At 38.5% G+C, this 23827-nt stretch carries 23 protein-coding genes; 13 read left to right on the forward strand and 10 right to left on the reverse strand.

The window, feature by feature from the left end; translation table 11 throughout:
- Positions 1–328: 328 nt before the first annotated feature.
- Positions 329–1333 carry a tRNA dihydrouridine(20/20a) synthase DusA gene (gene dusA, locus ABFY81_RS13825; protein WP_347913985.1) on the reverse strand — a complete coding sequence of 335 codons (1005 nt, stop codon included), beginning with the start codon at positions 1331–1333 and terminating at the stop codon, positions 329–331.
- A 793-nt stretch (positions 1334–2126) separates the two neighbouring features.
- Between dusA and ABFY81_RS13830 the strand changes: the two genes are divergently transcribed.
- The 8 genes from ABFY81_RS13830 to ABFY81_RS13865 all read left to right on the forward strand — a co-directional run bounded on the left by ABFY81_RS13830 (position 2127) and on the right by ABFY81_RS13865 (position 9395).
- Positions 2127–3326 carry a TerD family protein gene (locus ABFY81_RS13830; RefSeq protein WP_347913986.1) on the forward strand — a complete coding sequence of 400 codons (1200 nt, stop codon included), beginning with the start codon at positions 2127–2129 and terminating at the stop codon, positions 3324–3326.
- A gap of 66 nt (positions 3327–3392) precedes the next feature.
- Positions 3393–3971: a TerD family protein gene (locus ABFY81_RS13835; RefSeq protein ID WP_039254901.1), complete on the forward strand. Its 579-nt coding sequence runs from the start codon at positions 3393–3395 to the stop codon at positions 3969–3971.
- Between the two features lie 58 nt (positions 3972–4029).
- A complete protein-coding gene (locus ABFY81_RS13840; protein ID WP_019458109.1) occupies positions 4030–5097 on the forward strand; it encodes a DUF475 domain-containing protein in 1068 nt (355 codons plus the stop codon).
- An 83-nt stretch (positions 5098–5180) separates the two neighbouring features.
- The gene (locus ABFY81_RS13845; RefSeq protein WP_019458110.1) at positions 5181–5756 is read left to right on the forward strand and encodes a TerD family protein; all 576 of its coding nucleotides are present in this window, start codon (positions 5181–5183) and stop codon (positions 5754–5756) included.
- A 113-nt stretch (positions 5757–5869) separates the two neighbouring features.
- Positions 5870–6679, forward strand: a complete 810-nt coding sequence (locus ABFY81_RS13850; RefSeq protein WP_347913987.1) for a hypothetical protein — start codon at positions 5870–5872, stop codon at positions 6677–6679.
- Between the two features lie 66 nt (positions 6680–6745).
- Entirely contained in the window at positions 6746–8041 is a 1296-nt protein-coding gene (locus tag ABFY81_RS13855; RefSeq protein WP_347913988.1) for a VWA domain-containing protein, read from the forward strand.
- A gap of 14 nt (positions 8042–8055) precedes the next feature.
- Entirely contained in the window at positions 8056–8769 is a 714-nt protein-coding gene (locus tag ABFY81_RS13860) for a TIGR00266 family protein (protein ID WP_347913989.1), read from the forward strand.
- 47 nt (positions 8770–8816) lie between these two features.
- Entirely contained in the window at positions 8817–9395 is a 579-nt protein-coding gene (locus tag ABFY81_RS13865; protein ID WP_151761241.1) for a TerD family protein, read from the forward strand.
- Between the two features lie 81 nt (positions 9396–9476).
- Here the strand turns inward: ABFY81_RS13865 and ABFY81_RS13870 are convergent, their stop codons facing one another.
- The 3 genes from ABFY81_RS13870 to ABFY81_RS13880 form a co-directional block, all read right to left on the reverse strand.
- Positions 9477–10667, reverse strand: coding sequence for an MFS transporter (locus ABFY81_RS13870; protein ID WP_100191988.1), 1191 nt, complete (start codon positions 10665–10667; stop codon positions 9477–9479).
- Positions 10668–10685: 18 nt separating this feature from the next.
- Complete coding sequence (locus tag ABFY81_RS13875; RefSeq protein ID WP_347913990.1) at positions 10686–11093, reverse strand: Rid family hydrolase; 408 nt, start codon at positions 11091–11093, stop codon at positions 10686–10688.
- A 68-nt stretch (positions 11094–11161) separates the two neighbouring features.
- Complete coding sequence (locus tag ABFY81_RS13880; RefSeq protein WP_347913991.1) at positions 11162–12088, reverse strand: DMT family transporter; 927 nt, start codon at positions 12086–12088, stop codon at positions 11162–11164.
- Between the two features lie 237 nt (positions 12089–12325).
- Here ABFY81_RS13880 and ABFY81_RS13885 point away from each other — a divergent pair, with 237 nt between their 5' ends.
- Genes ABFY81_RS13885 through ABFY81_RS13895 form a run of 3 tightly spaced genes read left to right on the forward strand, consistent with a single transcriptional unit; the run spans position 12326 to position 15246 of the window.
- Complete coding sequence (locus ABFY81_RS13885; protein WP_004698636.1) at positions 12326–13453, forward strand: Re/Si-specific NAD(P)(+) transhydrogenase subunit alpha; 1128 nt, start codon at positions 12326–12328, stop codon at positions 13451–13453.
- An 11-nt stretch (positions 13454–13464) separates the two neighbouring features.
- Entirely contained in the window at positions 13465–13779 is a 315-nt protein-coding gene (locus ABFY81_RS13890; protein WP_000230434.1) for a proton-translocating transhydrogenase family protein, read from the forward strand.
- Positions 13780–13791: 12 nt separating this feature from the next.
- Positions 13792–15246 carry an NAD(P)(+) transhydrogenase (Re/Si-specific) subunit beta gene (locus tag ABFY81_RS13895; protein ID WP_347913992.1) on the forward strand — a complete coding sequence of 485 codons (1455 nt, stop codon included), beginning with the start codon at positions 13792–13794 and terminating at the stop codon, positions 15244–15246.
- Positions 15247–15297: 51 nt separating this feature from the next.
- Here the strand turns inward: ABFY81_RS13895 and ABFY81_RS13900 are convergent, their stop codons facing one another.
- The gene (locus tag ABFY81_RS13900) at positions 15298–16119 is read right to left on the reverse strand and encodes an SDR family NAD(P)-dependent oxidoreductase (RefSeq protein ID WP_347913993.1); all 822 of its coding nucleotides are present in this window, start codon (positions 16117–16119) and stop codon (positions 15298–15300) included.
- Between the two features lie 265 nt (positions 16120–16384).
- Between ABFY81_RS13900 and ABFY81_RS13905 the strand changes: the two genes are divergently transcribed.
- Positions 16385–16765: a hypothetical protein gene (locus ABFY81_RS13905; protein ID WP_346791044.1), complete on the forward strand. Its 381-nt coding sequence runs from the start codon at positions 16385–16387 to the stop codon at positions 16763–16765.
- Positions 16766–16847: 82 nt separating this feature from the next.
- On the opposite strand, the gene rsfS is transcribed toward ABFY81_RS13905, so the two are convergent.
- From rsfS to ABFY81_RS13930, 5 genes are all read right to left on the reverse strand, one after another.
- Positions 16848–17249 carry a ribosome silencing factor gene (gene rsfS, locus ABFY81_RS13910; RefSeq protein ID WP_001047580.1) on the reverse strand — a complete coding sequence of 134 codons (402 nt, stop codon included), beginning with the start codon at positions 17247–17249 and terminating at the stop codon, positions 16848–16850.
- An 81-nt stretch (positions 17250–17330) separates the two neighbouring features.
- Entirely contained in the window at positions 17331–18125 is a 795-nt protein-coding gene (locus tag ABFY81_RS13915) for a TIM barrel protein (RefSeq protein WP_019458119.1), read from the reverse strand.
- Positions 18126–18141: 16 nt separating this feature from the next.
- Positions 18142–19008 carry an NAD(P)-dependent oxidoreductase gene (locus ABFY81_RS13920; protein WP_151740674.1) on the reverse strand — a complete coding sequence of 289 codons (867 nt, stop codon included), beginning with the start codon at positions 19006–19008 and terminating at the stop codon, positions 18142–18144.
- 11 nt (positions 19009–19019) lie between these two features.
- Positions 19020–19808, reverse strand: coding sequence for a crotonase/enoyl-CoA hydratase family protein (locus ABFY81_RS13925; protein WP_004698630.1), 789 nt, complete (start codon positions 19806–19808; stop codon positions 19020–19022).
- Between the two features lie 96 nt (positions 19809–19904).
- Positions 19905–22712 (reverse strand): ATP-binding protein, encoded by a 2808-nt coding sequence (locus ABFY81_RS13930; protein WP_019458122.1) that lies wholly within the window; start codon positions 22710–22712, stop codon positions 19905–19907.
- Positions 22713–22884: 172 nt separating this feature from the next.
- Between ABFY81_RS13930 and cysM the strand changes: the two genes are divergently transcribed.
- The gene (cysM, locus tag ABFY81_RS13935; protein WP_016803785.1) at positions 22885–23817 is read left to right on the forward strand and encodes a cysteine synthase CysM; all 933 of its coding nucleotides are present in this window, start codon (positions 22885–22887) and stop codon (positions 23815–23817) included.
- Positions 23818–23827: the final 10 nt, after the last annotated feature.

The raw sequence follows: 23827 nt of genomic DNA on the forward strand, positions 1-23827 counted from the left end.
TCTCTACCCGTACTACCTATATCCGTATTTAGAAAATCACCACCTACCTGTGGCGTTCAGAGATACTAATTGCCCAAACTTAAAAGTTTTGTTTATGTTATGTAATAACGTATCTTTTTTCCAGTTTTTATTTCTGACTGAGAAAAAAAGCCTAGTTAAAAGGGTGGCTGAAATCAGTGAAATTTAATTACTTGATATTATTCATTTTAAATAATTAATCAGAGTTTAAATTTGAATATTTTGAGCCGACATTTGCGAATATACTCAAAATCTAAGTCTCTGATTTAAAATGCCACATTTTCTTACAATTTAAGGGCGCTGAGCGCGCTTAAACCTGATGCTCTTTTACATATTCTTCAGTACGAATGATGGCAGCTTGCATGTTTCGAATTGCATTCTCTACATCAGCTAAAGTTTTCGCATTTCCACCGCTCAATGCCTGACGCCATTTACGTGCACCCGGTAAGTTTTGAAATAAACCTAAAATATGACGGGTAATGATAGAGAGTGGTGCACCCTCAGCCATACGTTGCTCAATATAAGGCAGCATTTGTTCCATAATATCGAAACGGTCTGGTGCTTCTAAGTTCCAGAGTTGGCCGAGCTCAGCAAGTAGGTAAGGGTTGTGATAGGCTTCACGGCCAATCATCACGCCGTCAACATGCTGTAAATGAACTTGAGTTTCAGCAAAAGTTTTAATCCCACCATTAATTTCAATAGTTAGATGTGGACGTTCTTGCTTTAAACGGTAAACATCTTCATAGCGTAGAGGTGGTACTTCGCGGTTTTCTTTCGGAGACAAACCTTTCAATATTGCAATACGGGCATGGACGACAAAGTGTGTGCAGCCCGTTGCCGCAACAGTATCTACAAAGTGCAGCATTTCTTCATAAGACTGTATGTCATCAATACCGATACGATGCTTTACCGTTACAGGAATATTCACCGCTTTTTGCATGCTATGAATACATTCAGCGACCAAGTCTGGTTCTGCCATTAAGCATGCACCGATTTTATTATTCTGTACACGGTCACTTGGGCAACCTACATTCAGGTTGACTTCGTCATAGCCCCAGTCTTCAGCCATTTTTGTACAAGTGGCAAGTTCTTGTGGGTTTGAACCACCGAGTTGCAGTACGATCGGGTGTTCTTGAGCGTTATAGTCCAAGTGGCGTTTTGCATCGCCAAATAAAATCGCGCCTGTCGTTACCATTTCGGTATACAGCACAACGTTTGGGTTAAACAACCTTGCAAAGAATCGGTAATCCTTTGTAGTCCAGTCCATCATTGGGGCAACTGAAATACGAGGTTGTAACGATTGAAGTGATTGCATAATCAATAGACCCAAAAGTCGCTAAATTAAAGAAAGGGCAGCATTATACGGGGTTTAGCCTTGAATCGACAGAGGCTTTTAGCCGTATAATTTATAACCGACCTTGAGTTGGGGATAGAAAGATGATTTTTAACAAGTTAGGTTATGACTGAGTCAGCTGCTTTTTTTGTAAGAAAGCATCAAATTAGCTAATAGTTAATCGAAAGCCAAACTTATAGTATTAGTATGTAAGTTCAAAGAATAGAACTTATTTCTAAAAATAGATTTTATATAAATAATCAATCGTTTATCTAAATATATACTCATTAGGATAATTTATATATTCAAAACTGAATCATAGGCTTATAAAACAGTATTTAGACATTACTAGATGGGATAGGGTGTATTCATATTTTAGTAATTAATTTCTCTAAACTTTAATTAAAAATCTAAAAAAATCCAAAGTTTTGATAAATGTACGCAGCATAAATTTAAGTAATTGTGTAATATAAAGACCTTTATGTCTATTTTCTAATTTAAATTTAAGAATTATATGGTTGAGATCGAGTTGCAGCATGGGGTTGTTGGGGTAAAAGATTGATTCAATTAATACAAATTTTAATGATTCATTTGGCTTATTGGATTAATAGAATTGAGTTAAACCAGACGAAATTATTTTATTCAATATAAATAAGGCTACTTATCTGCCATATAAATATGCTTGGAAGCGCACCACATTGTGCTAGGTCATGCAAATTATTGAGTAGGTTAAAAAGATTCAGCTAAAAATATAAATTAAGACACGGGGAAATTCATGCAACAACTCATTACAGGTGCAAATCTCACTTTGAGCTGCCCGCAATTTGTTTTGAAAGTTAAAACAATATTACCTTCTGATATTGGTTTGGATGTGACTGCATATCTATTAAATTCTCAAGGGAAAGTTCGTGGTGATGCAGATATGATCTTTTATGGTCAAAAGCAAACACTAAACAGGAGTATAGAATTAATTGAAACTACAAATGACAGGTCTTATGTAGGCCAATTTAATATTAATACACAACTATTAGATCTTGATATTAATAAGTTTGCTGTATGTGCTACGGTCGATAGTCAAGGTGCACTTAATACAATTCAAGATATTGAAATTGAATTATGGGAAAAGGGGCAGCTCACTGCTACAGCGATTGTAAAAAGCGCTGAAAAAAAAGAAAAAGCACTCATTTTAGGCGAAGTTTATCGTTATAAAGATCAATGGAAATTCCGTTTTGTGAATCAAGGATTTAATGGTGGTCTAAAACCATTATCTGAATATTTTGGGGTTGAAATTAGCGATCAACCTATTAGTCCTGTTTTAGACACTCTGCCTAAAACTCCATCAGTCTCTCAACCCAAAATTAATTTAAATAAAATTACGCTAGATAAGCGTAATAGCCAGATTAGTTTACAAAAACAAGATCAAGACTTTGGTGAAATTAAAATTAATCTCAATTGGAATCAACGTCCTCAGCAGACTCAATCGGGTGGATTCTTTAAAAAGTTACTTAATCAAAATCAGGGAATTGACTTAGATTTAGGCTGTTTATTTGAGATGAAAAATGGACATAAATCAGTTATTCAAGCCTTGGGTAGTCAATTTGGTGATTTTGATAGTTTTCCATTTATTAAATTATCTGCTGATGACCGTACTGGCGCATTAAAAGAAGGTGAGTGGCTCAGGATTAATGGTAAACAGTGGCAACAGATTCATCGCGTAGTGTTATTTGCTTTTATTTATGAAGGTGTGCCGAATTGGGCAAAAACAGATGCTGTCGTGACAATTTATGTACCTGATCAGCCTCCTATAGAAGTTCGCTTGTCAGAAGGGCAACCTTTAGGTATGTGTGGGATTGTTGAGTTAGTAAATAAAGGCGGAAGTATTCAAGTTCAGCATCATGTACGTTACGTGCGTGGACATCGAGAATTAGACCAAGCATTTGGTTTTGGAATGCGTTGGGTTGCTGGTAGTAAATAAAATTTATCTATTTGTAAGTTTTTAAACTATTGAATTTAAAGTATTCAAACGAGGAGAAAAAATAAAATGGCAATTAGTTTAAATAAAGGTGGAAATTTATCCCTAAGTAAAACAGATCCTAATTTAGTTAGAGTTTTAATTGGATTAGGTTGGGATGAACGTGCAACTGATGGTGCTGCGTTTGATTTAGATGCGAGTGCATTTTTACTCACAGCTGGTGGTAAGGTTCGTGGTGACCATGATTTTATTTTCTATAATCAGCTTAAATCACAAGATGGTGCAGTAGAACATACAGGTGATAATCGTTCTGGACAGGGCGATGGTGATGATGAAACCTTACTGGTAAATCTTTCAAAAGTTGCACCTGAAGTTGAAAAAATAGCAATTACCGTAACGATTCATGATGCGAAAGCAAGAGGTCAAAATTTTGGTCAGATCGCAAATGCATTCATACGAGTAGTAAATCAGGATACAAATGTAGAAGTTGTTCGTTTCGACTTGGCTGAAGATTATTCAACAGAAACCGCAATGGTATTTGGAGAAGTCTATCGTCATAACGGGGAGTGGAAATTTAAAGCGGTCGGTCAAGGTTACTCTGGGGGATTGGCTGCAATGTGTCAACAGTATGGTATTCAGGTTGGCTAAAATTATCATTTCAATAAATAAATGATGAATACCGTTAAATTTTTATAAAAGGTAAAAAATGAAACATTTTCGTTTCTCAATTTTTTTTAGCATGATCTGTTTAGGATTGGCAGCGTGGTGGGGCTTTACTCATGGGCCAAATGCAGGGTTTTCAATGATGCTTAAAGCATTATTGATTACTGGTGTATTGGCCGTTATGGAAGTCTCCTTATCTTTTGATAATGCGGTTGTAAATGCTTCAGTATTACGGAACTGGGATGAATTCTGGAAAAAGATTTTTCTTACAGTAGGGATTCTGGTTGCTGTATTTGGTATGCGTTTAATTTTCCCTTTATTAATTGTTGGCGTAACTGCAGACATGGGAATGATTGAAGTTGCTAAGTTAGCATTAAATGATCCTAAAGCATATTCCGAGAAACTGTTAGCTCACCATGCTGAGATTTCAGCTTTTGGTGGCATGTTCTTGCTTTTGGTATTTTTGAACTTCTTATTTGATGATGGCAAAGATACTCATTGGTTCCACTGGCTGGAGGCACACCTATCTAATTTAGCTAACATCCCTGCAATGTCTGTATTTGTATCGCTCATCGCTCTACTTATTATGGCGGCATTTGTACCTGTAGAACAAAAGTTAATCGTGATTGTGGCGGGTATTTGGGGCATTGTAGTTTACATCGGTGTTCAAGTAATTGGTCACTTACTGGAAAGTAGTGATGATGAAACAAGTGAAGAACAAGCATCAGGGAAGTCTACTAATCTCGTTAAAGCAGGTATTGGTGGTTTCCTTTATCTTGAAGTTTTAGATGCTTCATTCAGTTTTGATGGGGTTATTGGTGCATTCGCGATCACGAATGATGTCGTCATTATTATGCTTGGCTTAGCAATAGGTGCAATGTTTGTTCGTTCAATGACCATTTATTTGGTTGAACAAGGTACGCTAGAAGCCTTTATTTATTTAGAACATGGTGCACATTATGCTATAGGCGCGTTGGCAGCAATTATGTTGTACACAGGGACAGGTGGACATGTTCCTGAGGTTGTAACAGGTTTGATTGGTATCGCATTTATTGCGTGGGCGGTGTTGTCGTCAATTGCTTATAGTAAAAATCAAATACAAACTTCATAAGAATTTTTGAAAAGACCATTTATATGGCTTTTATCAAACAAATGAAACAAACAATCAGTCAAAGTTTATAAGGAGTAACACATATGGCGATTAGCTTAACTAAAGGCGGTAACGTTAGTTTAACAAAAGAAGCACCTGGTATTACCAAAACAACCGTAGGCCTAGGTTGGAACCCACGTGTGACTGATGGGGCTGCTTTTGATCTTGATGCAATTGCTTTTTTAGTCAATGAAAATGGTAGAGTTCGTGCGGATCATGATTTTATATTTTTCAATAATTTAAAGTCTTCTGATGGTTCTGTTGTTCATAATGGTGATAACCGTACAGGAGACGGTGCAGGTGATGATGAAACATTAAGCGTGGACTTAAGTAAGGTTCCTGCTGATGTAGCAAAAGTAATCTTCGCTGTCACAATTTATGAGGGACAGACTCGTAGTCAGAATTTTGGCCAAGTTGCTAATGCGTATATTCGTGTAAGTAACGATGCGGGCGGTAGCGAAATTGCACGCTATGATTTATCTGAAGACAGTAGCACGGAAACGGCTATGATCTTCGGTGAACTTTACAAACATGGCAGTGAATGGAAATTCCGTGCAATTGGTCAAGGTTTTGCTGGTGGTTTAGGACCTTTAGCTGCATCTTATGGCGTTGCGGTTTAAGTTTGAAATTACATCAAGGCGACATATTTTGTCGCTTTGATGGCGAAAATTCTATACTTTATATAAAACAATTACGATTTTTTGAATTAAAATGATGAGTTGGGGAAAATCACATGGGTGCAAATCCAGTCAATCTTTATCTTAATCCTCGTAAAAAAGGGGAATGTTTTTCTTTGCCTTCTGAAGTGGCAACAATAAAAGCAGAATTTTATCAATTTGAATGTGATATTACAGATAAATTTGAAAACAGTTTTGATATTTGGGAAAATTGGGAACTTGATGCACAAAGATTTTTTTATAATAAATACTCTGATTATCGTTTTTATGTCAAGATGACATGTGATTATATCACTGAATATCATAAATTTTGTTGGGGGCAAACCACTTCTAATGCAGTTGAATTTAATCAGACTCTAACTAGAGGACGAATTCATCTTTTTGCAGGGAATTGGAAGCTATTTAAACAGCATACAATACAAGAATTATTAAATCATCCTGAAATTACACATCTGAATTTGGGCAAACATTCCCTAGCATTACAAAAATTCTGTATTCAAGATTTATTTAGAGAAGACGAAGATTATTTAGCTGCTAACTTAATGTATGTTGGGGTAGATGGTGATTCTGTAGGGAGTTATCAAAAAATATTGATTCAAGGAACAAAAAAGACAGATAAAAATACTTTAAAAGTAAGATGTTTGATTGATCGTGAAGTCGAGCAGATTTTAGCGGGATTTGAATATGCAATGACTCAGGAAAAATATCAAAAATTATTAAAAGCAACTAAGAAAAATGTTAAAGAACTAGATGAATTGTATCAGCACGTTTTAGCCTTTTTAAAAAATGCTCAAAAACAAGGGCAAGATATTCTTTATGTGCCAACTTCAACTAAATTAGATTTAGATAACTTAAAAAGTATCTAAGCACTTATGTTGTTTTGTTTCTAAATATGAAACAAAACAACATATAAAGAAATTTGAGGTAAAAGGATGCTGAATTTAATTCGCGGACAAAAAATAAAATTAACTGATCTCTTACAGGGGCAATCCTCTTTTTATATTCAGGTTCAATATCACGCGGATTTTGATCTAGATATTGCTACTTTTGGACTTGATTCACAGTATCGTTTAAGTGATGAACGATACATGACATTTTATAATCAACCTGAAACACCATGTCAGGCTGTATGTTTGTTAGAAAATCATAATAAATCTAATGAATTTAGAGTTGACCTTCAAAAGATTCCATTATCCATAAATCATCTGGTTTTAACTGCTGCAATTGACGGTTCTGCCATCATGTCTAAGGTGCAGAAAATAACTGTCAAAATAATGAATTTACAAAATCAGCCTATTGCTGAATTAGAACTAAATCATCATTTATTTGATCAGGAACGTGCCACAATGTTAGTTGAAATCTACCGTAAAGATGGATTTTGGCGACTGGCTGCGATTGGGCAAGGTTTTAATGATGGTTTAGCTGCATTAATTCGCCATTTTGGTGGGGAGGTCGCAGATGAAGACGTTGTACAGAAAGAGTCTACAGTGCAACAATCGAGTGTTGAGCTAAAGAAAAAACTGTCACTGGAAAAAGCACAGAAAACAGGTAACGCTTCAATTATTGATCTAACTAAAAAATCTCTGGTTCAGTTAGAAAAAAAGAATTTGCTTGGTGTAACGGCAAGAGTTGCACTGGTGCTTGATGCTTCAGGATCAATGGATTGGCAATATCGCCGTGGGGATGTACAAAAGGTGGTTGATCGTTTGATGCCATTGGCAATCCATTTCGATGATAACGGAAGTTTTGAATGCTGGGCATTCGCTGCAAAAACGATACAACTAGATGATGTTGTTTTAACGAATGTTAATAATTTTATTAATACAACTCATCAAGGCTGGAAAAATTGGTCGGTTGGAGCACGGTACAATGAAGAAATTCCAGCAATTGAAGCTGTAATTAATTATTTTCAGAAGTTTAATGATCAAATTCCAACGTATGTTTTGTTTATTTCCGACGGTGGGGTTGGAAGTCGTCGGCAAATGAAAAAAATATTATCTCAAGCGGCTACGCTTCCAATTTTTTGGCAATTTGTTGGAGTTGGAGGCCGTGATTACGGAGCACTTGAAAAGCTGGATGACATGTCTGGCCGTATTGTTGATAACTGCAATTTCTTCAATTTAGACCGAATTGATAGTGTGTCGGATGAGCACTTATATGAATTGTTATTGCAAGAATTTCCTGATTGGTTAAATGCTGCTAAGCATCATCGAATTGTTAGAGATTAATAAAGGTTAATGAAATGGCACACTTTAGTTTAGTGGGTTCACCCGAACCATTCTTACATGTTGCAATGCGTCGAGGGGATCGAATTTATTGTGAAAGTAATGCAATGGTTATGATGGAAGATGCTCTGGAGTTAAAGGGACGATTACAAGGTGGCTTAATGCAATCCTTATTCCGCCGATTTGCTAATGATGAATCTTTATTCCAGCAACATATCGAAGCTGTACGTGGAGATGGGGACTGCTTATTGTCTGCTTCACTAGATGGTGATATGCAGATTCTTGATGTTGGCGCAACTCAATATATCTTAAGTGATGGTGCATTTGTTGCCGCACACGAATCAGTCGATATCAAAGCAAGATTAAATACTAGTCTTGGAGGAGCTTTCTTTGGCAATACTGGTGGTTTCCTTGTTATGGAAACCAGTGGGCAAGGTCAAGTTGTGGTTTCTGGTTGTGGAACCTTGTTTGAACTAGAAGTAGAGCCGAATAAAGAGGTTATTATTGATAACGGGCACGTCGTCTGCTGGGATTCGCGTTTAAATTATCATTTATCTGTTTCAACTTCACAGAATAGTGGTTTTCTTGGCAACTTGGTGAATAGTGTAACTAGTGGTGAAGGCATGGTATTGCGTTTTTCTGGTGCTGGTAAAGTCGTCATTTGCTCAAGAAACCGGAACAATTTTTTACAGTGGTTGATGTCTAAATTGAACCGTCAACAGTCTCATTAAAAAATAAAAGTAATCATTTTTATAGTCCTCATTGGAAGATCCATAATATGGCAATTAATTTAGAAAAAGGTCAGAAAATCAATTTGCAAAAAGCAGATGGTAGTAGCCTTCAACAAGTTTTCTTGGGCGTTGGCTGGGATGTAGTAAAAAGTAAAGGTTTTTTTGGTTTTGGTGGCGGCGGTAATATTGACCTTGATGCTTCAGTCATTTTATTTGATGAAAATAAAAAAATGCTTGATGTTGTCTATTTTGGACAATTACAAAGTAAAGATGGGAGTATTCGTCATTCTGGAGATAATTTAACAGGCGCTGGAAGTGGTGATGATGAAGTGATTCGTGTCAACCTTAATCAAATTCCAGCGCAAGTAAAATCTTTGGTGTTTACTGTTAATAGCTTCCGCGGTCAAACTTTTGAGAAAGTGGAAAATGCATTCTGTCGTTTGGTTGATCAATCAAACAACCATGAAATTGCAAGTTATAAACTTTCCTCGCAAGGGGCGCATACAGGCCTGATTATTGCAAAAATTTATCGTCATAATGATGCATGGAAAATGCATGCAATTGGTGAAAATGTACATGGACGTACCTTTCAAGATATCGTTCCTTACGTTTTACCTCATATTTAATTTTGTATTTGACTCAGTAGCTTTTCCACCATTGTTCAAAGCAATGGTGGATTATAGAAAGATGATTTTTAACAAGTTAGGTTATGGCTGAGCCAGCTGCTTTTTTTGTAAGAAAGCATCAATCACGCTAAACAAAATACAAAACACAACGAGTCCCACACCAGCAAGGCATGTCATGCTCCACCCACCATGATTCCATGCAAAAATTCCTAATGCTGAACCGGCTGCGCCACCAATAAAGTAAGTGGTCATATAAATAGCATTAATACGAGATTTAGCATCTGGACGTAAACGGAAAATAATACTTTGGTTACTGGTGTGAACAAGTGCGAGTGCTAATTGAATTAAAGCAAATCCGATAACATAAGCGAAGAGTAGAGTTTGTCCGAAGTAGAAGCAGATCCAGCTGACTAAAAATAGCCCGCAGCCCATCCATGTAAGTAATTTTGTATAGCCTTGATCGGCATATTTACCAATATAGCGCGTTGATAATGCACCAAAAATACCAACTAGAGGAACGAGTCCGATAAATAGATCTGGCAAATGGTGTGCAGAGGTGAGTAGTAGTGCGATAGTGGAATACAAAATACTGACTGCTGCAAATGCGAAGGCACCAGTAAGCGCTCTTAATAATAGTCGCTTCTCTTGCTTTAAAAGCTGAGCCATAGAAACAAAGATTTGCCCATAGTTCATTTTCATACGCAATACATAAGGCAGGCGACTTTTTAAAGTAAATGCCAATAGCAGCATTAATATACCGCTGACGACATAAACGACTTTCCAATGAAAAAGATTGGAAAATAAGCCAGCTAGACTGGTCGAGAGTAGAATCCCGACCAATAACCCGCTCATTAAAAAGCCAATAATCTCACCCGTTTTTTCAGGTTTGACCGTCATAGTTGCAAGTGGAATAAGAACTTGGGCAGCAACAGAAAATAAGCCTGCTAAAATTGTACCGATCCAGAGCATAGGCAAGTTAACAGCAAACGCAGAAGTAAATAAGCCAACTGCGCAAAGCACCATTAAAAATGGAATAGCCTTAGCTTTATTGACGATGTCACCCATCGGAACAATAAAGAGTAGACCGAGGGCATAAGACACTTGAGCAAATGTTACTGTTAAAGCGGCTTGCGCTTGAGTTACTGCAAACTCTTGCTGAATAGAGTGAATTAGTGGTTGACAGTAATAATTCACACCTGCACATAAGCCACATGCTGCTGCCATCAACCAAAGCAAAGGTTTATTTTGACTGATATCTTCAGGGGTAGACATGATGTTCTCTCAGTTTTATTAAGTATATGCCATTGCTTCAACTTCAATAAGCATGCGTTCTAATGCAAGGCGTGGCACAGGAATGAGCGTGCAGGCTGGAAAAGGATGATTTTTCCATAGATTTTGCATGATTTTAATTAAAATTTGGTGTTTTTCATCCGAGTGGTCAACAATTAAAACTCTTAAAACCGCAATATCAGAAATTTTTGCATCTGCCGCAGTTAAAGCATGTTGAATGTTATTAAAAATTTGAGTGGCTTGTTCTTGAAAATTTGAGCTCAGCTCACCTTTTGAATCTTCACCACCTTGACCGGCAACATGAATAATATTGTTAAAATTTTGGACTACGGCAACATGACTGTAAGCATTCGGTGTTGGATTATATAAAGTAGAGGGATTTATGATTTTAAAAGTTTCTTTATTCATTGGAACTCAACCGTTCAGTAAAATTTAGATGAGTATCCAACCTCAACTTAAGTTGAGGTCAAGCAGATTTAGTGTTTTAGTCTTTTCTTTCTAAGCGTAATCATCATGACACCTACAATATTGAGTAGGCAGCCGACCCATTGCCACATATTAAGATGTTCATTTAAGAAAAGAACGGCAAGTAAAATTGTTAAAACCGGTCCAATCGATGCGATCATTGCAGATTGTGATGCGCCCAGACGTTCAATGCTTTGTATGAGCATAACGGTGGGTAATACGGTGACTAAAAAGCCTAAGCCGACCCCATACCAAATGACGCTTGAGGGAAGTTGTAATATAAGCTGAATAGAGTGAGGTGTACTCAAAGCGTAATGCGTTAATGCACCAATACAGGCGATAGTAAGCGCTAAGCCTGTGAAATTCCAAGAACCAAATTTTTTAATTAATGGTGGAGTTAGCAGTAAATAACCAGCAAAGGTTACAGCACTTGCAAATACAAAACTTGTTCCTAACCAAAAGTTGCCCTGAATTGGTGCATTGTTGTGCTCTTGAAGCATCACTAATACGGTTCCACCATAACTAAGAAAAATGGCGAATAAACTTTTTACATCTAATTTTTGTTTGTAGAGCAGGCTTGATGCGATCACGGTAAGTGTTGGATATAAAAATAAGATAATCCGCTCTAAAGAGGCGCTAATAAACATGAGACCCATGAAATCGAGCCAACTAGCGAAGTAGTAGCCTAATAGACCAGCAAAAATTAAAAGTAGCCAATCCTTCTTTTTTATGCCCTGATTATGATGCCTATTGAACCAGCAAATGAGTAGAAAGAACGGTAAAGCGCTTAACATGCGTAAAGCCATCAGGACTGTACCGTCTACTAATGGAGAAAGGGCATAAGTCTGTTTAATAAAGATTGCTTTTGTGCTGAATAGAAAAGCAGAACAAAGCGCAAAAAAAGACCCAATTTGAAACGAAGATAAAGAAATTTTCATATACAGGACTGTATAAGAGAGACTATTGTCTGTAAAAAAAGAAAATCTTCCTATATTACACTCTAAGTTAAATATCGTGAATCATCAGTTCAAAATATGGGTATTTATTAAATAAATAGTGGGTGGTATTTTCAAAAAGTTCAATTAGAATCCAAATTCTGTACAAAGAATACACATGGGGGAAACATTGCAGTTTGCAATGTTTTTGACAATGAGAAATTAGCTTGAGGAACGCTCATGCAGATCGGAATCCCAACCGAAACTGTCGTCGGTGAAAATCGTGTAGCTGCTACGCCAGAGACAGTAAAGAAGTTGATTAGCGCTGGTCATAGCGTTGTGATTGAACGTGGTGCTGGTGTAAAGGCTGCGTACATTGACAGTGCTTATGAACAGGTCGGTGCAACCATTACGGATGATGCCTATACGGGTAGTCAAATTATTTTGAAAGTTCGTGCGCCACAAGGCGGGGAAATTCAAAAACTTGCAGCAAATACAGCTGTTGTAGCAATGTTTGATCCTTATCGTAATACCGAGCTAGATCAATTTGCCAATCAGCAAGTATCTGCTTTTGCTCTGGAATTGCTTCCTCGTACGCTTTCTCGTGCACAAAACATGGATGTGTTGTCTTCTCAGGCAAACTTGGCTGGTTATAAATCAGTTTTGCTTGCTGCTGCCGAATATCAACGCATGTTCCCAATGCTTATGACTGCTGCTGGTACTGTGAAACCTGCACGTGTTGTGATTATGGGAGTTGGGGTTGCAGGCCTTCAGGCGATTGCTACTGCAAAACGCTTGGGTGCAGTTGTTGAAGCAACAGACTTACGTCCTACAGCCAAAGATCAAGTTGAGTCTTTAGGTGGTAAATGGTTAGACGTACCAATGTCTGAAGAAGAGCAACAACGTGCGGCAGATGCAGCAAAAAATGGTTATGGCTGGATGCCGGGTGAGCAATACATTAAAGACCAAGCTGCGATTGTAGATAAAGCTGTTTCTAATGCCGATATCGTGATTACAACCGCATTGTTGCCAGGTCGTGATGCGCCGCGTCTGATCAAAGCTGAAACTGTTGCCAAGATGAAACCAGGTTCTGTCATTTTGGATATGGCAGTTGAAACTGGCGGTAATGTTGAAGGTTCTAAAGTGGGCGAGACTGTTTTTACAGAAAATGGTGTGAAAATTTTGGGTGTTCCAAATATTCCAGCAACTGTAGCAACAGAAGCTTCTGCTTTATATGCACGTAACGTTTTTAATTTCGTAGAAACTTTATTCGACAAAGAGAAAAACTTTGCGATTAATCAAGAAGACGAAATCCAAAAAGCCCTATTGGTCACTCATGGCGGTCAAGTGCTGCTTAAGCGTGGTTAAGGAGATTTCTCATGGTTGAAACTATTACAATTTTCGTCCTTGCCATCTTCGTAGGTTATTACGTTGTTTGGGGTGTTACACCAGCTTTGCATACGCCACTTATGGCAGTAACTAATGCATTGTCATCAATTATTGTTGTTGGTGCGATGTTGCAAACTGTAGGTCTACCTGTTTTAGGTGTAGATGCGAATGTTGCATTTCAAAGTGTGAATGTGGTGAGTGTACTCGGTGCAATTGCAGTATTTTTAGCAAGCATTAATATTTTCGGTGGCTTCGCAGTAACTGCGCGCATGCTGGAAATGTTCAAGCCTAAGCAAAAGAAATAAGAGGGCTTTGACATGGAATTTATTCAAGCAAATGCAAACTGGTTGTACCTTGTAGGCGCAATCCTCTTTATCTTGACACTTCGGGGCTTGTCTGGCCCTAAAACAGCAATTCAAGGTAACCGCTACGGTATGATCGCAATGGCGATTGCTGTTATAACGACCTTCTTTGTTGCCAACAACCCAGTCATCTGGATGATCGTTGGGGCAATGGTGTTAGGCGCAATCGTGGGTATTGCACGTGCACGTACAGTGCCAATGACACAAATGCCTGAAACTGTTGCGCTTATGCACTCATTGGTGGGTTTAGCTGCTGTCCTTATTGCAATAGCTGCAATTTTACATAACAACCAATTAACTGCACTGTTTGCTCAAAATGAAGCGGCTTTGACTGCAGCTGGCGTACAACATGCACACATGAGCAAGGTTCATCTATTTGAATTGTTTGTAGGTTGTTTCGTTGGTGCGATTACCTTTACTGCATCTGTGTTCGCATACGGTAAATTGGCTGCGAAAAAATGGGCTAAAACAATTTCTGGTGCATGGGTTAAACCTGTTCAAGCACTTATCTTTATTGCGATGTTGGCTTGTGGTTTCTACTTCTTTACAACTGGCAACATGACTGCTTTCTGGGCAATGACAGCACTTGCACTTGCATTTGGCTGGGTATGGATTGCACCAGTAGGTGGTGGTGATATGCCTGTAGTTGTATCGCTTCTTAACTCGTTCTCTGGTTGGGCAGCAGCAGGTATTGGTTTTACCCTTGAAAACAACATGTTGATCGTTGCTGGTTCGCTTGTAGGTTCATCTGGTGCGATTCTGTCGTACATCATGTGTAAAGCAATGAATCGTTCAATCATCAACGTATTGTTTGGTGGTGCGATGGGCGGTGCGGCAGTTTCTACAGCTGCTAAAGGTGAACAAGTTCAACGTAACTACCGTTCAGGTTCTGCTGATGATGCTGGCTTCTTAATGTCAAATGCAGACAGCGTTGTGATTGTACCGGGTTATGGTATGGCGCAAGGCCGTGCACAAAATGCTGTAAAAGAATTGTGTGAACTTTTGAAAGAACAGGGTGTAACGGTTCGCTTTGCAATCCATCCGGTTGCAGGTCGTATGCCTGGTCATATGAACGTACTACTTGCTGAAGCAGACGTAGCATATGAAGACATCTTGGAAATGGATGAGATTAACTCAGATTTCCCAGCAACTGACGTAGTACTTGTCATTGGTGCAAACGACGTTGTAAACCCAGCTGCAAAAGATGACCCAAGCTCACCGATTTATGGTATGCCGATTCTTGAGGCTCATAAAGCGCGTACAATCATGGTGATTAAGCGTTCTATGGCAACTGGTTATGCAGGCCTTGATAATGACTTGTTCTATAACGAAAAAACAATGATGATCTTTGGTGATGCTAAGAAAGTTGTTGAAGATATGACTAAAGCAATTAACGGTACAGGCCACTAAGTTGCTTTGATACAAAAAACCACCTTCGGGTGGTTTTTTGCTTTTTGAGATTTAAAGAAACTTTTCTACTAAGTCCATTGATTGTTTGTAGAGATCACGTGCCAGTTGCTGGTTTTTGGCATGTGAAGATTTCCAGTCAGGCATATGCGCACTGACATATTTGCCGTTGTGGTTTTGCCATGAGTCTCCAATCGCCATCTCTGTTATGAGCTTTGCCGGAACTGAAGTTGGCACTAAACCTACTTTCATGGCTGCATAAACTGGTTTTGGTAAATCACGATAAATATCAGAAGCAACCCCACCAGGGTGTAATGCATTGTTGGTAATTGTGCTACCAGCTAATTGTTCAGCTAATGCATTACTGAATAGTAAGTTTGCAAGCTTGGATTGCCCATAATAGAACAGGGGGTTGTAAAAACCTTCTGCACGAAATTTATTAGGTTTAATTGAACCAACCCAATGAGCAATAGATGCAAGATGAACAATACGCGCTTGAGGGGATTGTTGTAAAACTGGGAGTAACTTTTGAGTAAGTAAGAAATGACCTAAATAATTAACGCCAAATTGCTGTTCGAAACCATCTACTGTGAGCTGTTTTGTTTTTGCAAATAACCCAGCATTATTAATAAGTACATCAAGATTGCCATATTTATCTGCAATTTCATCTGCAGCTTTTTTAGTTAACTCAAGACTATTCAAATCAAGAGAAACGATATCGACTTGCCCTTGGTCAAGTGAGCGCAGTTTGTTTTGTGCTTCTTGAGCTTTTTGAGGGTTTCGACACGCCAAAATGACATGTTGTCCTTGTTTTACAAGTTGTTCTGCTGTGGCAAAGCCAATTCCTGTGTTGGCGCCCGTAATGAGTATTTTCACTTTTTAGTGCTCCAGTTATGCTATTTATTGATGAGACTTTAAGAATGGTTATAGTGCTGTAATTTTGACAATTTGTCATGTCAAATTTAAAGATGGCTGATGACTGACAGCTTTTGGACTTTCACTTAATCTCTATAATCAAAAAATGGAGGTATTTATTTTTATTTAATTTGATGGAGAGGTTATATTGGCTATTTTTTACTTTAACTGGATGCTAAGAATGATAATATTTGATTGATATATAGTAATTATTTAAGGAATTTAAGTGGTTAAAAAAATAATATTCTTTTTAATCTCATTTATCAGTTTTTTCTTTTCATCGGTAACTTTGGCAGAGCCTCTTGAGGAAGTAAGTGAAAAATATGCAAATTGTTTGATGGGGCAAGTTGGGGCTCAAATAAAAATGAACAAAGATGAAAATGATATTGTTGAAGATGCTTTCTATAAATGTAGACAAGAGGAAAAGGTATGGATGGGGGTAACTGATATAAAAAAATTGGCGGGTGATGATTATAAAAATATAAGTGAGGAGCAACTCAAACTAATTTCTGAGCTACAAAGTGATATCGTAAAGAAAATGAAGATAAATATGACTGAGGAAATGCTTAAAGTTATTCGAGAAGAAAGAAAAGTTAGTACACAATAAACTGTAGCTGGTAATGAAAAATAGCACCTTCAAGAACTAAAAAAGCGGCTCAAAAGAGCCGCTTTTTTTAAAAGCAAAAATTTTATGCGACTGACTCTGGGGCAGTACGCCATAAGCTTTCTAAATCATAGAATTTGCGGGCTGTCGGTAGCATCACGTGTACTACAACAAAGCCAAGATCAATTAAGATCCATTCGGCATCTCGTTCGCCTTCAACGCCAATCGGGCGGAAACCAGCTTTTCGAGCTTCTTCTGCAACATTATCAGCAAGTGCTTTGACGTGACGAGTAGAAGTACCACTCGCAATAACAATAGCATCAGCAACGTTGCTAATAGAGCTAACATCTAACTGTAGAATATCTTTTGCTTTTACATCAACTAAAGCGTCATGGACGACTTTGAGACAAGCTTGTACGTCTTTATTTGAGGTGTTCATTGCGAAATCGTGAGAATTAGACACGCTGGGCGATGGTTCTAAATTCATATAGGGTATATTTTCCTGACAATTACTCACTATCTAATATAGTGGTTTTCACTCAGAATTTCAAACGAAACTAGTAACAGTTTATATATTTACATCATCGGAAAAATATTTGTTTTTCCATGTAAATGACTGATTTGACCCGTTTTTAGGTTTGTATTCTGCCGCAATGTAGCCCATATAAGCACTTTGTTTGATCCAAGAAAATATTTGTTCGTAAGGAATCTGGGCTGTATCGGGTTCATGGCGTCCTGGACAATCTGCGAACTGAATGTGACCAATTTGGTGAATATTTTCTTGTAACCCTTCAAGTACATCTTCACCCATCATCGCCATGTGGTAACAGTCATATTGCATTTTTAAAGCAGGGTGATTGACTGCTTCTAGCATTTCTTGAGCTTGAGCAATGTTCTGTACTAAAAAACGTGGCATATCTGTGCCATTAATCATCTCAAATACAGGTTCAATATCGTGTTCTGTGAGTAAGTCACAGGCCAGCTTTAAGTTGCTTGCAAGAGTTTTAAGGCAAGGAAGTAAATCTGAATCTTGAGGTTGCTTACCTGCCAAAATATTGACACGTGGTACTTTTAAAGCGGTGGCATAACGAATAGCTAATTCTAATGCTTCACGAAATGCTTTTTCTTGGCCTGGTACACCTGCCAAACCATTTCCACCTTGCATAAGGTCTCCAGCAGGAACATTAATTAAGCATAAACTGAGGTTATAGCGTTCAAGTTGGTCTTGAATATCGGAAATGGTAAGTTCATATGGGAATTGGATTTCTACATGTTCAAAGCCCTCTGCATGGGCTAATGCAAAGCGTTCAATTAAAGAAACTTCGGTAAAAATCATGGATAAGTTAACGGCAAGACGACCCATATACAAACTCCTTTTATTATTGCTCTACTACTTGAATCATAGTAGCTAAATCTTTCTCGGCAAAGCCATTTTTTTGGTGAGTTTGTAGCTGTAATAGAGCTTTTTGTGCAACAGGGATGTCTAAATTAACATTCTTAGCTAATGTTACCGCGTTGTTAAGATCTTTAGATAATGTTTGAACTTTCCACTGAATAGGCTCGAATGTATGAGTTGCCATGCGTGGCGCAAGTATTTGAAAAGGTTTTGAGTCGGCAAATCCACCAGCTAGAGCGGGGGCGAGTAATGTCGTGTCTACACCTGCGCGGTCTGCTAGTGCTACAGCTTCCGCGATAAGAGCGCTATTCGCTGCCACAATGAGCTGATTGCAAATTTTAGTGGCTTGGCCAGTACCAGTATCACCCATTCGTGTTACACGTTGGGAAAGTACATTATAAACAGGGCTTAAAGCTTCAATAGTTTGGGCATCTCCACCTGCAAAAATGACAAGTGTGCCTTGTTCAGCACCAGCTGTACCGCCCGAAACAGGAGAGTCAATCCATGTCACGTGTTGTGAAGCAGTAGCTTGAGCGAGTGCTTTTGTTGCAGCAACAGACAAACTTGAGAAGTCCACAATAGTTTGACCAGCTTTTAAGTGAGGTTGAATTTGTTCAAATACAGCTTGCACAGCTTTATCGTCAGCTAAACAAGTTAAAACTACAGGGTGTTGTCCGATGTTCGAAAGATCGAGAGCATGTGCGCCGATATCAATAAGTTCTTCACAAGCAGATGCTGTTCTGTTCCAGACAGCAACTTGAAAACCTGCTTGAATAAGACGGCTAGCCATACGGCTTCCCATAAGCCCTATGCCTAAAAAGGCAATAGGTGTATTACGATCAAAATTCATCTTCAAAGCTCTTATCTATATTGGCGTGGTAAAAATTTAACTTCCGGATGTTTGTCTTTTTTACGAGCGAGTTTGCTATTTTTACCAAGTAATAGTTTAAGTTGCCAGATTTTTTCTAGACGCAATGATTTTTCTGGTTGATGTTCCATTGCATCTAATACACGTTTTGCAGCAGTCAATGCATCTGGTGAGCGTTGTAGCATTTCTGAGGCAATCGCATTCGCTTTTTGTAATGGATTTTCGTTTAAGTGCGTTACAAGGCCAATATCTTTTGCATAATTTCCGTCAAACACACGCGCAGTTAAGGTGAGTTCTTTGGCAAGGTCTACACCAATTAAACCTTTAAGTGAGCGGGTAAGCCCCATGTCGGGTACTAATCCCCAGCGGCTTTCCATAATTGACATTTTGGTTTCTGGATGGGCAATACGGATATCGGCAGCCAACGCAAGTTGCATTCCCGCGCCAAAGCAATAACCTTCAATCGCTGCAATCACAGGTACAGGCAAGTTTTGCCAAATCAAAAATGCTTTTTGGAAAAGGCTTTGTCCTGGTTTTACAAGCTCCCAAATCGCAAATGCAGAATTTTTAGGATTGTTGAGGTCAGATAAATCAATTCCGGCACTAAATACTTGTGCTTCGCCAGTCAAAATTACACAGCGGATCTCTCGGTCTTTTTGTATGGCTTTAGCCGTTGAAACAAGTTCTTTGAGGAGAGCGAAACTCATGGCATTACGTTTATCCGGACGGTTTAGATAAACTGTCGCAATGCCATTATTCTTTTCAATACGTAAAAGTGCCATGAAATTCCCGCTTATTTTTTTATCGATAAGCGGAGCATAACATGGCTGTAAATTGGAAACATGACAGGTCAGTCATGCCTTTTTTACAGGTTCTTTTTAGTCCGGTATAACTAAAATTTGGTGAGCTGCACTCTCTACTTCTTTAATGACAAGTCCTAATTCATTGAAGCGCTGTGTAACTTCTTCAATAAATCCATCGTCAGCTCTACGGCGCTCTTTGCGTAACTTAGAAACAAACTGTTCAAAGTCACCAGTAACTTGTTGAAGTTTCGGTGTGCCAACATAGCGAGTTGCACCATAGAGGCGGTGTAATACATGCTCAAGTTGAGGGAAGTCTTCAAGTTCAATGAGCTGCTGCATTTCATCTAGCTCGGTTGGGAAACTGTCCACCAACATTTTAAGTAAGTCTTGGGCAAGGTCTTCTTTGTTTGCTGCCAATTGTAGACTTTGCTGCCAGTTTAATATTTCTGGGTCTAGTGCCTCAGCAACAACATGATGATCTTTATCTAAGGCTTGTGCAGTGAAATTGTTTTTAGTCCATTGCGTTAAAATCTGAATGATTTGCTCCATTTGAATTGGCTTGGTGACATAGTCATTCATACCCACTTTAAGAAGCTTTTGTTTTTCATCGGCAAGGGCATGGGCTGTTAATGCAATAATTGGAAGCTGCATTTCTCCATCTAGCGTTGATTCTAAAGAGCGGATCGCGCGAGTAGTATCAATGCCTGACATAACCGGCATTTGAATGTCCATAAACACCAAATCAAACGGTTTAAGCTTTTGATCAATGCGTTCTTGGATGATATTCAGCGCTTCTTGTCCACTTAAGGCTTTAGTGGTTTTAACATTTAACTCACCTAATAGTGCCTCTAAAACGATTAAATTCGGTAAGTGATCATCGACCGCTAAAATATGTAAGCCCTGACCATTAAAGTCTTGTTGTTCTTCTTCAAAAATAGGTTGGTCACTTAATAATTGAATAAGTCCACTGCGGCTTAATGGTTGATAAAGAGGGCGAGCACGATATTCGGTGAGCATGTTTGGCTCAAGTGTCATTTGGTAGCCGTAAACTGCTAGGTTACCTTGATAACGGCTACGAATTTCTTTAAGTAGAGCTTCTGTGTCACCGCTATGATCAACAACAAGCCATGTATTATCTTTCTGGTCGAGGTGTTTTAAGCGGCTAAATAAGTCCAAAATCGATTGAGTTTCGATATGTGGAACTTGATAATTTTCAAGATAGTAACGTAAAACACTTGCCGTTGCTGGATGTGCTAAATAAGACACGACTTGTAAATGTTCGAAGTGAGGATGTTCTATCTCATGTTCTTCATCTACAGCAAACTGTGCAGTAAACCAGAATGTTGAACCTTTTTCTGTTGGCGCACGCTCTTGGTTATCTTCAAAACCAATTTGACCATGCATGAGGTGAACCAGTTGTTTGGAGATCGCGAGACCTAAGCCTGTACCACCAAATTGACGTGTAACAGATGCATCGCCTTGCGAAAACGACTCAAATAATTTTTTACGGTCTGTGCCGCTTAAACCAATACCACTATCTTGAACACTAAAATGAAGTAAGCATTGACCAATGTCATCATGCTCCATACGGACACGAACAATAATTTCACCATCTGGCGTGAACTTGATTGCATTTGAAATTAGGTTGGTCAAAATTTGTTTAAAGCGTAAAGCATCCCCAATGACTTCTTGAGGAATGTTGTCTGCATAATAAAATGCCATGGCAATATGCTTTTGGGCAGCCAAAGGTGACAACATGTCCATGACATCGAAAATGGCTTCTTCTAAATCAAACGGTGCTGTTTCAAGTTCTAGTTTACCTGCATCAATTTTTGAGAAATCTAATACATCGTTAATTAATGCCAATAAGTGGGCAGAAGATTTCCGAATAGTTTGTAGATAGAGATTTTGTTCGTTACTCAGGTTTTGTTGGCGAAGTAATAAATGAATAAAGCCATCAATACTGTTAAGCGGCGTACGAAGCTCATGACTAATATTGGCAAGGAAAACGGATTTTGCCTGATTTGATGAAATGGCTTGGTCACGTGCCTGACGGTAAGTAATGTTTTGAACTTCTAAAGTGTCTAATGTTCTGCGTAAGTCTTCTTCGGTTTGTTCTGTATGTTCTTTAAGCTCTAAAAAACTAAAATGTAAGCGTTTTACTACGTTTGCAATATCACGTTGGAGTAATCGTAATTCGCCTGTACTGTTAATGATCATGTGCTGATCTAAAGTATCTGCATTAAGTCGTTGTAATTGCATTCGAATTTCGTACATCGGTGCAACCCAGCGGCGAGAGAAGAAATTTAGGCAGAGCAAAAGCAAGAGTAGCGTCATTAGGCTGGTAATGACTAAAGCAATCAGAATACGATAGCGTGCTAGCTCTAATGGCTGATTGTCCATTTCAATCACAAGCCAAACAGGAGTTTTTCCTGTGGTATTAGTAACTCGAATACCATAGATATTGTTATGGTTGTAAGAAATAGGGCCGAAGAAACTACTGCTTTGTGTAAAGTTCGGCCAGTAACGATTATCTCGATAACCCACACTTAAGTATGTTTGACCATTGCTATCAATTAAAGCAGCACGCTTTAAATCTTTTTCACTGAACATGCTTTGCATAATGTTTTGTGCATGATCATATTCATCGGGTTTTAGCTCTACCAATGTGTAGAGGTTTTTGGCAATTTCATTATAACGAGCCAAAATAGCCGAAGCGTGATGGAGCTGCTGTTGTTTGGCCGAATGAGATGTTTCAGTTAAAACCAGAAATGCGCCAACCCCTGTTAAAATCATCATGGGCACAAAAATAAGAGCAATCAATTGCCCATATGCATGATTCAGACGTAAGCGTTTCGATAAGGTTTTATTGAAATTAGACATGGCTACATCAGATTGATCTCTCTGTAGGGCATATTATCACGCTTTATTTTAAAACAGACGGCATTTTATAACTGACCGTGCTTTAATCACTTTTATTAAAAAGCATAGTGAAATGGGTGCAGTACCGATCATTTTTTCATACAATAGTGCCACCCCGATTTAGGTGTTGATCATGAGTAATACACAACCTGATTTTTTAGCCGACGAATTTTTGTTAGATCACTATGTAGGTAAAACACCTCTAGTCCGTTTGCAGCGCTTGGCTTGTCATACGCAAGCAACGGTTTTAGCAAAATTGGAAGGTAATAATCCAGCAGGTTCTGTAAAAGATCGTCCCGCCTACAACATGATTATGCAGGCAGAAAAGCGTGGTCAAATTAAACCAGGCGATACGTTAATTGAGGCAACTAGCGGTAATACAGGTATTGCGCTGGCTATGGTTGCGGCAATGCGTGGCTATAAAATGAAACTTATTATGCCAAATAACATGAGCCAAGAACGTAAAGATGCGATGCTGGCTTATGGTGCAGAACTGATTGAAGTGACTCCCCAACAAGGTATGGAAGGCGCACGTGATTTAGCTTTGCAAATGGAAAAAGACGGCAAAGGTCATGTTCTAAATCAGTTTGGTAATCCTGATAATGTCGAAGCTCATTACCTTACAACAGGCCCTGAAATCTGGAAACAAACTGGTGGTAAAATTACTCACTTTGTAAGCTCAATGGGTACAACAGGTACCATTATGGGTGTTTCAAAGTATTTAAAAGAACAAAATCCGGACATTCAGATTGTGGGTTTACAGCCAGCAGACGGATCAAGTATTGCGGGTATTCGTCGTTGGCCAAAAGAATATTTACCCACAATTTTTGATAGCAGTCGTGTAGACCGAATTATTGATATTCCTCAAATTGAAGCTGAAAAAACCATGCGTAAATTGGCACGTATGGAAGGTATTAGTGCTGGTACATCTTCAGGTGGTGCGGTTTGGGCATCAATTAAGATTGCAGAAGAAAATCCGGATGCTGTTATTGTTTGCATTATCTGTGACCGTGGCGACCGCTACTTATCTACAGGTTTGTTTTCAGTACAGGACGATAACTCATAATTGAGAGAAA

The organism is Acinetobacter sp. WA-87, from assembly GCF_039938935.1.
GTDB classification, from domain to species: Bacteria; Pseudomonadota; Gammaproteobacteria; order Pseudomonadales; family Moraxellaceae; genus Acinetobacter; species Acinetobacter seifertii.

Coding starts and splice junctions, on each gene's coding strand:
- dusA (WP_347913985.1), bottom strand. CDS start 1,333: ATGCAATCACTTCAATCGTTACAACCTCGTATTTCAGTTGCCCCAATG.
- ABFY81_RS13830 (WP_347913986.1), top strand. CDS start 2,127: ATGCAACAACTCATTACAGGTGCAAATCTCACTTTGAGCTGCCCGCAA.
- ABFY81_RS13835 (WP_039254901.1), top strand. CDS start 3,393: ATGGCAATTAGTTTAAATAAAGGTGGAAATTTATCCCTAAGTAAAACA.
- ABFY81_RS13840 (WP_019458109.1), top strand. CDS start 4,030: ATGAAACATTTTCGTTTCTCAATTTTTTTTAGCATGATCTGTTTAGGA.
- ABFY81_RS13845 (WP_019458110.1), top strand. CDS start 5,181: ATGGCGATTAGCTTAACTAAAGGCGGTAACGTTAGTTTAACAAAAGAA.
- ABFY81_RS13850 (WP_347913987.1), top strand. CDS start 5,870: ATGGGTGCAAATCCAGTCAATCTTTATCTTAATCCTCGTAAAAAAGGG.
- ABFY81_RS13855 (WP_347913988.1), top strand. CDS start 6,746: ATGCTGAATTTAATTCGCGGACAAAAAATAAAATTAACTGATCTCTTA.
- ABFY81_RS13860 (WP_347913989.1), top strand. CDS start 8,056: ATGGCACACTTTAGTTTAGTGGGTTCACCCGAACCATTCTTACATGTT.
- ABFY81_RS13865 (WP_151761241.1), top strand. CDS start 8,817: ATGGCAATTAATTTAGAAAAAGGTCAGAAAATCAATTTGCAAAAAGCA.
- ABFY81_RS13870 (WP_100191988.1), bottom strand. CDS start 10,667: ATGTCTACCCCTGAAGATATCAGTCAAAATAAACCTTTGCTTTGGTTG.
- ABFY81_RS13875 (WP_347913990.1), bottom strand. CDS start 11,093: ATGAATAAAGAAACTTTTAAAATCATAAATCCCTCTACTTTATATAAT.
- ABFY81_RS13880 (WP_347913991.1), bottom strand. CDS start 12,088: ATGAAAATTTCTTTATCTTCGTTTCAAATTGGGTCTTTTTTTGCGCTT.
- ABFY81_RS13885 (WP_004698636.1), top strand. CDS start 12,326: ATGCAGATCGGAATCCCAACCGAAACTGTCGTCGGTGAAAATCGTGTA.
- ABFY81_RS13890 (WP_000230434.1), top strand. CDS start 13,465: ATGGTTGAAACTATTACAATTTTCGTCCTTGCCATCTTCGTAGGTTAT.
- ABFY81_RS13895 (WP_347913992.1), top strand. CDS start 13,792: ATGGAATTTATTCAAGCAAATGCAAACTGGTTGTACCTTGTAGGCGCA.
- rsfS (WP_001047580.1), bottom strand. CDS start 17,249: ATGAATTTAGAACCATCGCCCAGCGTGTCTAATTCTCACGATTTCGCA.
- ABFY81_RS13915 (WP_019458119.1), bottom strand. CDS start 18,125: ATGGGTCGTCTTGCCGTTAACTTATCCATGATTTTTACCGAAGTTTCT.
- ABFY81_RS13920 (WP_151740674.1), bottom strand. CDS start 19,008: ATGAATTTTGATCGTAATACACCTATTGCCTTTTTAGGCATAGGGCTT.
- ABFY81_RS13925 (WP_004698630.1), bottom strand. CDS start 19,808: ATGGCACTTTTACGTATTGAAAAGAATAATGGCATTGCGACAGTTTAT.
- ABFY81_RS13930 (WP_019458122.1), bottom strand. CDS start 22,712: ATGTCTAATTTCAATAAAACCTTATCGAAACGCTTACGTCTGAATCAT.
- cysM (WP_016803785.1), top strand. CDS start 22,885: ATGAGTAATACACAACCTGATTTTTTAGCCGACGAATTTTTGTTAGAT.